Origin of the sequence: Delftia sp. S65 (assembly GCF_016516495.1) — a bacterium.
Lineage (GTDB): Bacteria > Pseudomonadota > Gammaproteobacteria > Burkholderiales > Burkholderiaceae_C > Comamonas > Comamonas acidovorans.
In genome coordinates this window covers 118,976-132,801 of the sequence record NZ_JACVUR010000004.1, presented here as the reverse complement: position 1 = coordinate 132,801, position 13,826 = coordinate 118,976, and the positions used below count along the sequence as shown (strand labels likewise).

Below are 13,826 nucleotides of genomic sequence, written 5' to 3'. Positions count from 1 at the left end.
CCCTGTCAGGGGCCGTTGCCCTCGCTGGCCAGGATCTCGGCGTATTCCTCGTCCGTGAACAGCCTGGAGCGTGTGTGGAAGGCCTTGCCCGTGCTGCCCTCCAGTGAGAAGGTGCCGCCCTGGCCCTCGATCACGTCCAGGATGAGCTGGGTGTGCTTCCAGTATTCGTACTGCGACTTGCCGATGTAGAAGGGCGCGCCGCCCACCTGGCCCAGCAGCACGTCCTGGGCGCCTATCGTCAGCTCGCCGGGCAGGTAGCAGTTGGCGGCGCTGTTGTCGCAGCAGCCGCCGGACTGGTGGAAGAACACCGGCCCGTGCTGGGCCTGCAGGTCGGCGATCAGCGCCAGCGCGGCGTCGGTGGCAGTCACTTTGTCAACCATGGGTTGGCCCTTTCCTGGGCGGCCGGCAGCGCTGTGCGCCGCCGGCCGCATTCACCTGGGAAGAACTTCAGAAGAAGCCCAGCTTGTTCTCGCTGTAGCTGACCAGCAGGTTCTTGGTCTGCTGGTAGTGGTCCAGCATCATCTTGTGGGTCTCGCGGCCGATGCCCGATTCCTTGTAGCCGCCAAAGGCCGCGTGCGCCGGATAGGCGTGGTAGCAGTTGGTCCACACGCGCCCGGCCTTGATGGCGCGGCCCATGCGGTAGGCCACGTTGCCGTTGCGGCTCCACACGCCCGCGCCCAGGCCGTAGAGCGTGTCGTTGGCAATGGCCAGGGCCTCGGCCTCGTCCTTGAAGGTGGTCACGGCCAGCACGGGGCCGAAGATTTCCTCCTGGAAGATGCGCATCTTGTTGTGGCCCTTGAACAGCGTGGGCTGCACGTAGTAGCCGCCTTCCAGGTCGCCGCCCAGATGGGCCTGGCCGCCGCCGGCCAGCACCTCGGCGCCCTCCTGCTTGCCCAGGTCCAGGTACGACAGGATCTTGGTGAGCTGCTCCTTGGACGCCTGCGCGCCCATCATGCTGTCGGTGTCCAGCGGGTTGGCATGCCGGATGGCGGCCACGCGCTGGAGCACGCGCTCCATGAAGCGGTCGTAGATGCTTTCGTGGATCAGCGCGCGGCTGGGGCAGGTGCAGACCTCGCCCTGGTTGAAGGCGAACAGCACCAGCCCTTCGACGGCCTTGTCGAGGAAGGCATCGTCCTTGTCCATCACGTCGGCGAAGAAGATGTTGGGCGACTTGCCGCCCAGCTCCAGCGTGGCCGGGATCAGGTTGTTGGCCGCGGCCTGGGCGATCACGCGGCCCGTGGAGGTGGAGCCCGTGAAGGCGATCTTGGCGATGCGCTTGCTGGTGGCCAGCGGCATGCCGGCCTCGCGGCCGAAGCCGTTGACGATGTTGAGCACGCCGGGCGGCAGCAGGTCGGCAATGAGCTCGGCCAGGATCAGGATGCTGATGGGCGTGGACTCGGCCGGCTTGAGCACCACGCAGTTGCCCGCGCCCAGCGCGGGCGCCAGCTTCCAGGCCGCCATGAGGATGGGGAAGTTCCAGGGAATGATCTGGCCCACCACGCCCAGCGGCTCTTGGATGTGATAGGCCACCGTGGTCTCGTCGATATGGCTGAGCGCGCCTTCCTGGGCGCGCACGCAGCCCGCGAAATAGCGGAAATGGTCCACGGTCAGCGGGATGTCGGCATTCAGCGTCTCGCGGATGGCCTTGCCGTTGTCCACGGTCTCGGCATAGGCGAGCAGCTCCAGGTTGGCCTCGATGCGGTCGGCGATCTTCAGCAGGACATTGGCACGCTCGGCCGCGCTGGTGCGGCCCCAGGCGTCGCTGGCGGCATGGGCGGCGTCCAGCGCCAGTTCGATGTCCTCGGCCGTGGAGCGCGCGGCGCGGGTGTAGACCTTGCCGCTGATGGGGGTGACCACGTCGAAGTACTGCTCCTTGACCGGAGGTACGAACCTGCCGCCGATGAAGTTGTCGTAGCGGGCCTTGTAGGCGATCTTGGCGCCAGCGGCGCCGGGTGCTGCGTAGACGGTCATGCTGCTTGTCTCCTGAGGATGCTTATGGGTCTGTTGTGATCGGGTGTGGATCGGGATATCCGGCCATGGCCGGACGGCAGACATGATTCAAAAGCCGTGCCAGCCCGCAGGCCGCAGGCCAGGTGCCCGCAAAGGCCCGCGGGACGTGGCTGCTGCGGGTATTCCCGTGCGCGTTCGCCCTGTGCCGTGACGTTGCGCAACAGGACAACTGTCCAGAAATGGAACAGTCGGGCGCCTGGCCTGCCACTTGGCTTGCCCGGTGCCCGCCGGCCCCGCATACTGATCTGCAACGTGGCGCAATGACGCCCGAGCAGGAGACAGCATGCAATCGAGAGCCTCCCTTGTGGCCTTGCGCCAGGCCCGTCACAGCCTGATGGAGTCAGGCCTGTGCCCCAGCGGCCTGGTGGACGAGCGCCTGGCGCGCTCGTGGCAGCGCTGCATCGAGCAGGGACTGCGTCCCACAGGACGGCTGGGCGCCGCCGACAACCTGGAGCAGCACGCGCTGGGTGTGCTGCGCAGCCGCCACCATGCGCTGCTGGCGCATTCACGGCCCGTCATGGAATACCTGTCCGAGCAGGTGCGCGGCAGCCAGAGCGTGGTGGTGCTGGCCGGCCCCTGCGGCACCCTGGTGGATACCTGCGGCGACCCCTTCTTTCTGGGCAAGGCCGAGCGCGTGGCCCTGGCCAGCGGTGCGTCCTGGCATGAGGCACAGCGCGGCACCAATGCCATCGGCACGGCACTGGCCGAGATGGACTCCATCGAAATCCAGGGCGGCGAGCATTTCCTGGAGCGCAACGGCTTTCTCACCTGCGCGGCGGCGCCCATCCTGTCGGGCACGGGACAGCTGCTGGGCATCCTTGACATCTCCAGCGAACATGGCCGGGGCAGCCCGCACACGCTGGGCCTGGTCGGCACGGCGGCCCGCATGATCGAAAACCGCCTCATGGCCTGCGACGGCCAGCGCCACATCCGCCTGCACCTGCACGCGCGGCCCGAAGGCATTGGCACGGTGGCCGAAGGCATTGCGCTGATCTCCGCGGACGGATGGCTGGTGGGCGCCAACCGCGCCGCGCTGGCCCTGCTGCGCCTGTCGCGGGGGCAACTGGGCAGCGTGTCGCTGGAGCAGGTGCTGGACGCAGGCCTGGAGGAGCTGCTGTCACGCCAGCACCGCCAGCCCGATGCGGCCCAGCCGCTGCGGCGCCATGACGGCACGGCGCTGTTCGGCCAGCTGGTGCCGGACCGGCGCACGGTCCGGTCCTCGGTCGTGGAGCGGGTTGCAGAACAACAGCAACAGCAACAGGCGCCGCAGCAGCCGGCGCGCGATGCGCTGGCGCGGCTGGACACGGGCGATGCGCGCTGGCGCACGGCGGCCGACAAGGCCCGGCGCGTGCTGGGCAAGCCGATTGCGCTGCTCATCCAGGGCGAGTCCGGCGTGGGCAAGGAATGGTTTGCGCGCGCGGCCCACGACAGCGGGCCGCGCCGCGACGGCCCCTTCGTGGCCATCAACTGCGCGGCCATGCCCGAGTCGCTGATCGAGGCCGAGCTGTTCGGCTACCGCCAGGGCGCCTTCACGGGCGGGCGGCGCGAAGGACAGGCGGGCCTGCTGCGCCAGGCGCACGGCGGCACCCTGTTCCTGGACGAGATCGGCGACATGCCGCTGTCGCTGCAGACCCGGCTGCTGCGCGTGCTGCAGGAGCGGCAGGTGGTGCCGCTGGGCGGTGGCTCGCCCGTTGCGGTCGATTTCGCGCTGGTCAGCGCCTCCAACCGCAGGCTGCGCGAGGATGCCGACCAGGGGCGTTTTCGTGCCGACCTGTACTACCGCATCAACGGCCTGGCCGTGGAGCTGCCTCCGCTGCGCGAGCGCGGCGACTTCGAGGCGCTGGCCGCGCGCATGCTGGCCGACATCGAACCCGCGCGCCCGCTGCGCATGGCACCGGCCCTGCTGGCGCAGCTGGCCGGCCATGGCTGGCCCGGCAATCTGCGCCAGTGCGCCAGCGTGCTGAGAACGGCCTGCGCCATGCTCGACCCCCATGAGGACTGCCTGCAATGGCAGCACCTGCCCGACGACTTCCAGGCCGAGCTGGCGCAGACCGCCCGCAGCGGCCCCCGGCTCGACGCTGCGCCGCAGAGCCTGGATGAACTCTCGCGCTCGGCCGTGCGGCAGGCGCTGGAGAACTGCCGGGGCAATGTCACCCAGGCCGCGCGCATGCTGGGCATCAGCCGCCAGACGCTGTACCGCAAGCTGGCCCAGGACCGTGCGGCGGACGGCTTGCGGCTGCAGTGAGGCGCCTGCCGGTGCTCAGGCCTTGAAGGTGATCCAGGGCCTGAGCTTCACGGCGGCGTGGATCAGGCCGGCGGCCTCCTGCGACTCGATGACCGGGCCGATGGGCTTGTAGGCTTCTGGCGCCTCCTCGATGCGGCGCTCCTCGCGCAGCGTCACGCATTGCCAGCTCTGCTCGCCCGCATGGCCTGCGCGGGCTTCGGGCCGCAGCGCGCGCACGGCCTGGCGGCGCATGCGCCGCCCCGCGCCATGGCTGCAGGACCAGAGCCAGTCGGCCGCGCCCAGGCCCGTGACCAGGTAGGAGGCATCGCCCATGGACCCCGGGATCAGCGCGAAGTCGCCCTCGTTGGCCGGCGTGGCGCCCTTGCGGTGGATGTTCATGCCGCCTTGCTGCAGGACCACGTTGTGCGGCACATCGACCACCAGGCGCGAATCCGCTGCGCCCACGATCTGCTCCAGGTCCTTGCGCACCAGCTCGGCCAGCACCACGCGGTTGGCCCAGGCATAGCGCGCCGCCACGCCCATGGCCTGCAGGTACTCGCCGGCCAGCGCACCCGACAGGCCGTACAGGCCGCTGGCCGGGTGTTTCACGCCTTGCGGCCACTCGGCCCGGGCGCGGTCCATCCAGGCCTGGCCCACGTAAAAGCCCAGGTCGCGCGAGCCGCTGTGGATCATCACCACCACGTCGCCCGCGCGCAGGCCGGCGCGGTAGGCCGCGTGGCGGTCCAGCACCTCGTCGACCACCTGCAGTTCCACGAAATGGTTGCCCGATCCCACCGTGCCCAGGCACGGGTCGCGGAACACGGCATGGCGCTCCTGCAGATAGGCATGGGGCGCGTGGCGGGCGCTGCCAGCGAAGCTGTCCAGGCCGATGCAGGCGGCCAGCTCGCGGTGCAGGCGGTCCCTGTCGACATGGCCCCACAGGCCCTGGCCGTTCAGCCGGTCCACAAAGGCGGCCGGCCCGTGGTCGAACAGCGCGCGGAAGGCGGCCGTGGTCACGGGCACGTCGCGCCCGCTGCCCAGCAGGCTGGCGGTCAGCAAGTCCACCAGCCTGCCCTTGTGCGGTGCCAGCTGGTCCAGCCGGGCGCCCGTGGTCAGCAGGCGCACGCTGCAGTTGATGTCCGTGCCGATGGAGGCCGGAATGACGAAGTCCGATGGCGTGGCCACCACGCTGCCCACGGGCGCCACCGTGCCCGGATGGAAGTCGGGCGTGGCGCAGGCGCGGCAGACGGCGCCGTGGCTGCCCTGGCCGTCATGCCGGCGCACGGCCGCAAAGGCCAGCAGCTGGCGCACGGCCTTGTCCTCCAGGGGAAGGCTGTCGGGAAGAAGAATGTGGGCCTCGGCCTGGCCATCGCGCACGTGGTAGATGCCGTCGCGATAGTCGAGAGAGATGCCCGTGCGTGCAAAGGCACGCTGGAGTCGTTGAGGAGTGCTCATGGCTGCAGATCCGCGAGGCCTGGTTGGCGCTCGCCGCGTCCGATGGGTGTACGGACGATGAAAGACACCCGGGCGGCAAAGGCCCGGAAAACGTCTTTCCTGCAGCAGCTCGTTCAAGAAAGAAGGGGCGCAGTATAGCGGGATCCGCGCTGAACGGCAGGCGCTACGCGTTGCGCCGCTCGTACTGGGCGATGGCGTTGAGCAGCAGAGGCGAGAACTTCTTCGCGTAGTCGGCACCGCTCCACTGGCTTGACGATCCGCTCAGGTGCAGGGCGCCCAGCGGCACGCCGTCGGCATCGACCACGGCGGCGGCCAGCGCGACCTCGCCCATGATGAATTCATCGACCACCATGGCGTAGCCGCGCTCGCGCACCTTCTTCAGTTCCGCCTGGACGGCCTTGGCCGTGGTCAGCGTCCGGGGCGTGCTGGCCAGCAGGCGGCCGGGGGCCAGCAGTTGCTCCACCTGCGCCTCGTCCAGCCGTGCCATCACGGCGCGCCCGCCTGCCGTGCATTGCAGGGGCACGCGCCGGCCCACGAGCGAGGCGTGGTAGTGCTCGGTACTGGTCTGGTGGCGCAGCACGTGCACCAGCCAGTCGCCGTCGCGCAGCGACAGGCTGATCTTCTGCTCCGTGTCCTTGGACAGCTGCAGCAGCAGGGGGTTGAGCGCCTCGGCCAGCGCATGGGTGCGCAGGAAATGGAAGGTCAGGTCCAGCACGCCCGGGCCCAGCCGGTAGCGGCGGGTCTGGCTGTTTTGCTGCAGGTAGCCCTCGGCGCTGAGGGTGTAGGCGTAGCGCTGGGCGGCGCTCTTGTCCAGGCCGCTGCGCTCCATGATTTCCGTGAGGCTCAGGTCTCCCGCCGCGCCCTTGAAGCAGTCCAGCACGCGGAATGCCTTGCCCACGGAGCCCACATACAACGCGTTTTCGATCATCGTTTTACCTGATTGTGAATCTGAAGTATTAAATAACAATACCAAGTATTGAAAAATACGGAGGCAGCGCATGCCACAGCAAGCCATTGTCAGTGCGGACCGGGCGGTCGGCGCGTCGGAGTGGATCAAGGGCCAGCGGGAGAACATGCTTTCGCTGCTGGCGGACATCGTCAACATCGACTCGGGCAGCTTCGACAAGCCTGGCGTGGCGCGCGTGTTCCGGCGCCTGGAGGCCTTCTTCCTGGGCCAGGGGCTGCAGGTCAGTCCGCATTTCGTCGATGGCGTGGAGGCCGCGATCTCGGTCACCGTGAACGCGGGCAGCACCGTGGGCAGGCCCGTGCTGCTGATGGGGCACTGCGACACGGTCTTCCCTGAAGGCGAGGCCGCGCGCAGGCCGTTCCGCATCGAAGGCGGCAGGGCCTACGGCCCGGGCGTGGCCGATATGAAGTCGGGCATCGTCATGAACGCCTTTCTGCTGGCTGCGCTGGCCCACAGCGCGGAGACTGCGCCCGAGGTCACGGGCCTGTTCACCTGCGACGAGGAGATCGGCTCGCCCCTGAGCAAGTCCGTCATCGAGCCCTTTGCGCGCAAGGCGGGCTTTGTCTTCAATGCGGAGCCGGGGCGGCCTTCGGGCAACGTGGTCACGGGCCGCAAGGGCGGCGTGTTCTTCGGCGTGGAGATCGAGGGCAAGGCGGCGCACTCGGGCGCCAACTTCGCCGAGGGCATCAGCGCCATCTCGGAGCTGGCGCACAAGGTGGTGGCGCTGGACGCGCTCACCGACCTGGACAAGGGCGTCACCGTCAACGTGGGCCTGGTGTCGGGCGGCCTGTCGGTGAACACGTCTGCGCCGTCGGCCAAGGCGGCCATCGACCTGCGCATCTTCGACCTGGACCAGCGCGAGTCCCTGGTGGGCCGCATCCGCTGCATCTGCGACAAGTCCTTCATCCAGGGCACGCGCTCCACGCTGAACATCACCGGCGAGTTCCGCCCCTTCGTTCCCACGCCGCAGTCGCAGCAATTGTTCGAGCTGTACCAGGCCGAGCTGGGCGCGCTGGGCCACAAGGCCGAGGGCGAGTTCAGCGGCGGCTGCGCGGACTCGGGCGTGACCTCCAGCCTGGGCGCCATCACGCTGTGCGGCACCGGCCCCGTGGGCGGCAAGTTCCACACCACCGACGAGTATTGCGAGGTGGACACCATCGTCCCGCGCGGCCTGGCGGTGCTCCACACCATTGCGCGCCTGCCCCACGCCCGGTGGTAGGGCGCGCCTGATTCCCGCCTTCCCCCTCAAGCCACTGCCTGGTGCACTTTCATGAATCCACTTGCCTTGCCCACACGCCGCTCGCTCCTGAAAATCGCCGCCGGCCTGCCGCTGGCGCCCCTGCTGCTGCAGCCTGCCGCGGCCTCGGCGCCCGGCCCGGTCAGCCTGATGGTGCCCTACCCGGCAGGCGGGCCCAGCGACGTCAGCGCCCGCATTCTGAGCAAGCCCATAGGCGAGGGACTGGCGGCCAAGGTGATCGTGGAGAACCTGGGCGGCGCCACGGGCACGATTGCCGCATCCAAAGTGCTGGGCGCCAGGGCCGACGGCAGCATGTTCTTCCAGGGCACGCAGAACGAACTCATCCTGCCGCCGCTCACCAACAAGGCCGTGCGCTACCAGCCCGATGCGTTCGAGAACCTGCAGTACATCACCGTCACCCACCTGGTGCTGCTGGTGCGTTCTGGCCTGCCGGCCCGGAACATGGAAGAGTTCCTGGCGCTGGCGCGCTCGCGCAACGAAAGCAATTCGCTGACCTACGGCTCGGTGGGCGTGGGCTCGCTCTACCACCTGATCACCGAGTACATGGGCAAGGTGGTGAAGGTGCCGTTCACCCACGCGCCCTATGCGGGCACGGCGCCCGTGATCCAGGACCTGGCCGGCGGCCAGATCGACTTCAGCATCATGCCGTTCCAGGCGTCCATGCTGGAGATGATCCGCACCGGCCGCTTCCGGGCGCTGGCCGTGCTGTCGCGCAACCGGCCTGCCGTGCTGTCGGCCGTGCCCAGCATCACCGAAGTGCCGGCGCTGCGCGATTTCGAGTACGCCAGCCTGGCGGGCTACTTCGTCAAGCGGGGCACGCCGCAGGACGTCAAGCAGCGCCTGAACCAGGCCATCGGCCAGGCCCTGCTGGACCCGCAGGTCATCGCCAAACTGGAGGCTGACGGCCGTGACGTCGCCAAGCCCATGGGCCTGGACGATGCAGCGGCCGCCTATGCGCGCGAGATCGCCAAGTACCGGGAGATGATCCGCGTCACGGGCTACGTGCAGGCGGATTGAGAACAAAGGCCGCAACCTACGCGAGTGCGCCCTCCAGCAGCTCGGCCATGCGCGGCAGGTCGGGCTCGGCGCTGGTCACCAGCCAGATGGCGCGCTCATAGGCGGCGCCCGCAATGGGCAGCATTCGGCAGTCGCCCATGAAGCGTTCCAGGCCTGTCCAGTGCGGCACCAGGCCCACGCCCATGCCGTCGGCGGCCAGCATGGCAATGGCCTCCAGCGCGTCCAGGTCGCACAGCACCGCAGGCTCCAGCCCCTGGTCGGCCAGCCAGTCGGCCGCATGGCGGCCACCCCAGGCATCGGGGTCGTAGCGTATGTAGGGCAGGCTGCGCAGCAGCGCGGCAGGCCGGCCGCGTGCCTGGGGCGGTGCCAGCAGCACCAGCGGCTCGCGGCGCAGCTGCACGCTGCGCAGCGCCTTGGGCAGTTCAAAAGGGGGGGCCACGATGACGGCGGCATCGAGCTCGCCGGCCTGCAGCATCTGAAACAGTGCGCGCGAGGTACCCGGCACGATGACGGGCCGGCACTGCGGCGCCGCCTGCGTGAGCTTGCGCAGCGCGGCCGGCAGCATGCCCGTGAGCGCGGTCGAGATGGCGCCGATGCGCAGCATGCCGGCCAGCCCATCGGCGCTGGCATCGCTGCCCAGCAGCGCGGCCTCGCGCACCAGGCGCCGCGCGCGCGGCAGCAGCGCCAGGCAGGCCTGGGTGGGGCGGGCCGCATGGCCGCTGCGCGAAAGCAGGGCAAAGCCCAGCTCGCGCTCCAGCGCCTGCACGCGCTGGCCCACGGCGGCGGCGGTCAGGTGCTCGGCGCGCGCCGCATCGGCGATGGAGCCGCTGTCCACCACGGCGATCAGGCTCTTGAGATAGCGGGTCTCCAAAAGATTTCCTTGAGGATTGCAAAGAAATCAACGCTATCACTTTCGAAAAGCCTCTGCTAGGCTCGCGCCACCCACGGCAGGCCACGGCCTGCGAACCTGCCTGCACCACAAGCACAACCAAAGGATCAGCCATGCGCACCAGCTTCCACCTTGCCTACCATGTCCGCGATCTGGACGAAGCGCGCGCCTTCTACGGCACGCTGCTCGGCTGCCAGGAAGGCCGCAGCACCGAGACCTGGGTGGACTTCGACTTCTTCGGCCACCAGATCTCGCTGCACCTGGGCGAGCCCTTCCCGGTCACGAACACGGGCCGCGTGGGCGACCACATGGTGCCCATGCCCCACCTGGGCCTGGTGATGGCCATGGACGACTGGAAGGCCCTGGCCGCGCGGCTGTCCGGCGGCGTGGTGGATTTCGTGCTTCAACCCGGCATCCGCTTCGAGGGCGAGCCTGGCGAGCAGGCCACCATGTTCTTCCGCGACCCCAGCGGCAATCCCATCGAGGTCAAGGGCTTTGCCGACCTGGACAAGGTCTTCGCCAAATGAGCGGTTCGCTGCCCCCGCTCCCCCCGCTCCCTTTCCTCTGCGCACCCGGCTACCCGGCCGCCCAGGCCTGGCTGCAGGCCCTGCAGGCCGCCCTGCCAGAGGAGCGCGTGGTGGCGCTCGATACGCTGGATGCCGACCAGCGCGCGGCCTGCGAGGTCGCCATCGTCGCAAACCCCCAGCCTGCCGACCTGCGCACGCTGCCGCGCCTGCAATGGGTGCACAGCGTCTGGGCCGGCGTGGAGCGCCTGGTGGCCGACCTGGGCGATACCGACCTGCGTATCGTCCGCCTGGTGGACCCGCAACTGGCCGACACCATGGCCGAGGCCGTGCTGGCCTGGACCCTGTACCTGCACCGCGACATGCCGCGCTATGCCCGGCAGCAGGCCGCGCGCCAATGGCTGGTGCATGACGGAGTGCGCGCGCAGGACAGGACGGTATCGCTGCTGGGCCTGGGCGCACTGGGCGAAGCCAGCGCGCGGCGGCTGCTGGCGGCAGGCTTCCAGGTGCGCGGCTGGAGCCGCACGCCCAGGCAGATGGAAGGCGTGCAATGCCATGCGGGTGATGCCGAGCTGCCCGCCATGCTGGCGCAGACCGACATCCTCGTATGCCTGCTGCCGCTCACGCCGCAGACGCGCGGCATCGTCGGCGCGCAGGCGCTGGCCGCGCTGCCCGCCCATGCCTCGCTGATCAACTTTGCGCGCGGCCCCATCGTGGACGATGCCGCGCTGCGCGCCGCCCTGGACAGCGGCCGCCTGGCCCATGCCGTGCTGGACGTGTTTGACCAGGAACCCCTGCCCGAATCGTCCTGGCAGTGGGCGCACCCCGCCGTGACCGTGCTGCCCCACATCTCGGCACCCACGGACCGCGCGACGGCATCGGCCATCGTGGCGGGCAACATCCGGCGCTGGCGCGCCAGCGGCGAGCTGCCGCAGACGGTGGACGCGGCACGGGGCTATTGAGGGCGGCTACGGTTCGGCTACGGCACGGCCATGGACTGGCTTCTGAGCCAGTCCATGACGGCGCGCACATGGGGGCTCGGCTTCCGTTGCTCGCCCACGGCCAGATGGTAGGTATGGCCGGTGATCGAGGGGCCGAAGGGCTGCAGCAGGTGGCCGGCCGCAATGTCCTCGGCCACCAGGGCCAGGCTCACCAGGGCAATGCCATGGCCGGCAATGGCCGCCTGGATGGCATGGCCCTCATCGGAAAAGCGCAGTTGCCCCGCCGGTGAATTCCAGGCCAGGCCTGCCTCGTCAAACCAGCGCTCCCAGGTGGGATTGCTGGCGTGCGCCGTCTTCCAGTCAAAGCGGATCAGCGGCAGGCGGGCCAGGTCGGCCGGACCCAGCACGCCCAGCCGGGGATTGGCCACGGGCGCAAAGCGGTCGCTGAACAGGGGCTCGGCCACCAGGCCCGGATAAGGGCCGCGCCCGTAGCGCACGGCGATATCGACGGCATGAGAGCGCAGGTCCACCACATCGTCCGAGGCCTGCAGTTGCAGGTCCACCTCGGGGTGCATCGCGCGGAAGCTGGCCATGCGCGGCACCAGCCATTTCACGGTGAACGCATTGGTGGCCGAGATGCTGACCTGGGCGCGCAGGCGCTTTTGCAGCAGGCGCTCCAGCGTGGCGGCAAAGGCGTCGAAACCATCGCGCAGCACCGGATAGAGCTGGGCGCCGGCCTCGGTCAGCACCACCTTGCGTACCTGGCGATCGAACAGCGCCAGGCCCAGCTGTTCCTCCAGCGCGCGGATCTGGTGGCTGATGGCCGTGGGGGTCACTGCCAGGTCGTCGGCGGCCTGCTTGAAGCTGCCCAGGCGTGCGGCGGCCTCGAAGGCGCGCAGTGCGGAAAGCGGCAGCTGGTTGCGTTGCATGAGGGCTGGAGGACGCAAGGGTCGGGTGAGGAATGGGGTGAGGAAAACTCATCTTATGCCTGACAAATGAACCTTTGTCGCAATCATCCGGCTTCCCTATCGTCCACCCATGCCCCAAGCGCGATCCTGCCGGGGATGGATGAAGGAAATGAAACCATGCTGCACCGTGTCACCACGCAACCCGACCCCTACGAGCCGTTTTTGCTGTCGCAAGGCATTCGCTTTGGCGAGCTGCTGTTCATCTCCGGCCAGGCCGGCGCCGGAGACGATGGCCGCATCGTGCCGGGCGGCTTCCTGGCCCAGGGCCGGCAGGCGTTTGCCAATCTGCGCCGCGCGCTGGAGGCGGGCGGCTCCAGCCTGAAGGACGTGATCAAGGTCACCATCTTCGTCACCGACATGGGCCACTTCGACGAGGTGGTTGCCCTGCGCCGCGAGTTCTTCGGCGCCCCCTATCCGGCCGACACGATTGCCCAGATCCAGGCGCTGTACGACCCGGCGGCCATGATCGAGATCGAAGCCATTGCAGCCGTGCGTGATGGCCAGGCGCGCTGACATGGTTGCGGCCGTTGTGTTCCGATGGCCTGGCCACGGCGTGCATGGCCGACGACTGGAGCCGATGGGGCCGATATCTGATCCCTTCAACCGCCGAGCAGTCCCGAAGTGCTCAGCGGCCCCGGCGACAGCTGCTGCCCCCAGGCCTGCGTCAAGGCCTCGATGGCATCGCCCACCACGCGGCAGGCCTGGGTGAGCTTGCCGTGCCGGGGCAGGGCCAGCGTCACATGGCGCACCAGGCCGGGGTTGACCAGGCGGCTGGCCTGCAGCCGGCCCTGGCGCAGTTCGGCATCGATGGAATACGGGCCGATCACCGAGTAGAGGCCGGGCGCGTGGGCCACGAGCTCCTTTTGCACGGTCAGCGAGTCGGCCTCGGCGGCCGCCGCGAGCCGAAAGCCGTGGCTGTGCGCGGCCTCATCGAGCGCATCGCGCCAATGGCTGGGGCGTCGCGGCAGCACCAGCTGCAGGCCGTCGAGCGCGGCGAACTCCGTGGTGGGCGCCAGGGTCAAGGGGTCGCCAGGGCGCGACACCAGATAGCTGTGCGCGGTGCTCAGCAGCCGCTCGTCGCCGCCGGCCGGGCGCGCGAAGCGAAAGAGGATGGCCAGGTCCACGGCGCCGCTGTCCAGCAGCGCGTCGAGCTCCGTGCCCTGGGCCTCGGTGATGTTCAGGCGTATGCCGGGGTGCTCGCGCTGCAGCCAGTCGAACACATGCGTCATCAGCGGGTGCGCGGCCGAAGGCACGATGCCCAGCCGCACCTCGCCCCATAGCTGGCCTGCGTCCGCACGCAGTGTTTCCTGCAATTGCTCGGTTTCCTGCAGCCAGCTGCGCAGCCGCAGCGCGGCCCGCGCGCCCAGCGGCGTCAGCGTGACGCCCCGGCCCGTGCGCCGCAGCAAGGGGCCGCCCAGAGACGCTTCGAACTCGCTGATCTGCCGGCTGATGTGCGACTGCACGGTGTGCCGCCGTGCCGCGACCTTGCTGATGCTGCCGGCTTCGGAGACCTCGAGGAAGAGCTTGACGCTGGGCAGGTGCATGGTGGTTACCCGGTTGAGGTATGCCTGAT

The 13,826-nt window shown here is 69.3% G+C and carries 13 protein-coding genes; 6 read left to right on the top strand and 7 right to left on the bottom strand.

Features of this window, described 5'->3' with window-relative positions:
* Nucleotides 1-5: 5 nt before the first annotated feature.
* Nucleotides 6-380: a DUF779 domain-containing protein gene (locus IAE24_RS05665; RefSeq protein ID WP_034398973.1), complete on the bottom strand. Its 375-nt coding sequence runs from the start codon at nucleotides 378-380 to the stop codon at nucleotides 6-8.
* Between the two features lie 67 nt (nucleotides 381-447).
* Nucleotides 448-1,971 (bottom strand): acetaldehyde dehydrogenase ExaC, encoded by a 1,524-nt coding sequence (gene exaC / locus IAE24_RS05660; RefSeq protein ID WP_012207447.1) that lies wholly within the window; start codon nucleotides 1,969-1,971, stop codon nucleotides 448-450.
* A gap of 322 nt (nucleotides 1,972-2,293) precedes the next feature.
* Here exaC and IAE24_RS05655 point away from each other — a divergent pair, with 322 nt between their 5' ends.
* Nucleotides 2,294-4,255, top strand: coding sequence for a sigma-54-dependent Fis family transcriptional regulator (locus IAE24_RS05655; RefSeq protein WP_199959198.1), 1,962 nt, complete (start codon nucleotides 2,294-2,296; stop codon nucleotides 4,253-4,255).
* Nucleotides 4,256-4,270: 15 nt separating this feature from the next.
* On the opposite strand, the gene IAE24_RS05650 is transcribed toward IAE24_RS05655, so the two are convergent.
* Both IAE24_RS05650 and IAE24_RS05645 read right to left on the bottom strand, forming a co-directional pair.
* Complete coding sequence (locus tag IAE24_RS05650) at nucleotides 4,271-5,689, bottom strand: RtcB family protein (protein ID WP_199959200.1); 1,419 nt, start codon at nucleotides 5,687-5,689, stop codon at nucleotides 4,271-4,273.
* Nucleotides 5,690-5,852: 163 nt separating this feature from the next.
* Nucleotides 5,853-6,617, bottom strand: a complete 765-nt coding sequence (locus tag IAE24_RS05645) for an IclR family transcriptional regulator (RefSeq protein ID WP_043822117.1) — start codon at nucleotides 6,615-6,617, stop codon at nucleotides 5,853-5,855.
* 70 nt (nucleotides 6,618-6,687) lie between these two features.
* On the opposite strand from IAE24_RS05645, the gene IAE24_RS05640 reads away from it, so the two are divergent.
* Nucleotides 6,688-7,875, top strand: coding sequence for a M20 family metallopeptidase (locus tag IAE24_RS05640; protein ID WP_199959202.1), 1,188 nt, complete (start codon nucleotides 6,688-6,690; stop codon nucleotides 7,873-7,875).
* 51 nt (nucleotides 7,876-7,926) lie between these two features.
* Nucleotides 7,927-8,931, top strand: a complete 1,005-nt coding sequence (locus IAE24_RS05635) for a tripartite tricarboxylate transporter substrate binding protein (RefSeq protein ID WP_043822121.1) — start codon at nucleotides 7,927-7,929, stop codon at nucleotides 8,929-8,931.
* Nucleotides 8,932-8,947: 16 nt separating this feature from the next.
* Here IAE24_RS05635 and IAE24_RS05630 read toward each other — a convergent pair whose 3' ends face one another.
* Nucleotides 8,948-9,802 carry a LysR substrate-binding domain-containing protein gene (locus IAE24_RS05630; RefSeq protein ID WP_199959204.1) on the bottom strand — a complete coding sequence of 285 codons (855 nt, stop codon included), beginning with the start codon at nucleotides 9,800-9,802 and terminating at the stop codon, nucleotides 8,948-8,950.
* 131 nt (nucleotides 9,803-9,933) lie between these two features.
* On the opposite strand from IAE24_RS05630, the gene IAE24_RS05625 reads away from it, so the two are divergent.
* Nucleotides 9,934-10,347 (top strand): VOC family protein, encoded by a 414-nt coding sequence (locus tag IAE24_RS05625; protein WP_012207434.1) that lies wholly within the window; start codon nucleotides 9,934-9,936, stop codon nucleotides 10,345-10,347.
* Complete coding sequence (locus IAE24_RS05620) at nucleotides 10,344-11,306, top strand: 2-hydroxyacid dehydrogenase (protein WP_199959206.1); 963 nt, start codon at nucleotides 10,344-10,346, stop codon at nucleotides 11,304-11,306. The genes IAE24_RS05625 and IAE24_RS05620 overlap by 4 nt, the downstream gene beginning before the upstream one ends.
* A 17-nt stretch (nucleotides 11,307-11,323) precedes the next feature.
* On the opposite strand, the gene IAE24_RS05615 is transcribed toward IAE24_RS05620, so the two are convergent.
* Nucleotides 11,324-12,214 carry a LysR substrate-binding domain-containing protein gene (locus IAE24_RS05615; RefSeq protein WP_199959215.1) on the bottom strand — a complete coding sequence of 297 codons (891 nt, stop codon included), beginning with the start codon at nucleotides 12,212-12,214 and terminating at the stop codon, nucleotides 11,324-11,326.
* A 156-nt stretch (nucleotides 12,215-12,370) separates the two neighbouring features.
* On the opposite strand from IAE24_RS05615, the gene IAE24_RS05610 reads away from it, so the two are divergent.
* A complete protein-coding gene (locus IAE24_RS05610; RefSeq protein ID WP_016445482.1) occupies nucleotides 12,371-12,766 on the top strand; it encodes a RidA family protein in 396 nt (131 codons plus the stop codon).
* Nucleotides 12,767-12,852: 86 nt separating this feature from the next.
* On the opposite strand, the gene IAE24_RS05605 is transcribed toward IAE24_RS05610, so the two are convergent.
* A complete protein-coding gene (locus tag IAE24_RS05605; protein WP_013800697.1) occupies nucleotides 12,853-13,797 on the bottom strand; it encodes a LysR family transcriptional regulator in 945 nt (314 codons plus the stop codon).
* Between the last annotated feature and the right edge of the window lie 29 nt (nucleotides 13,798-13,826).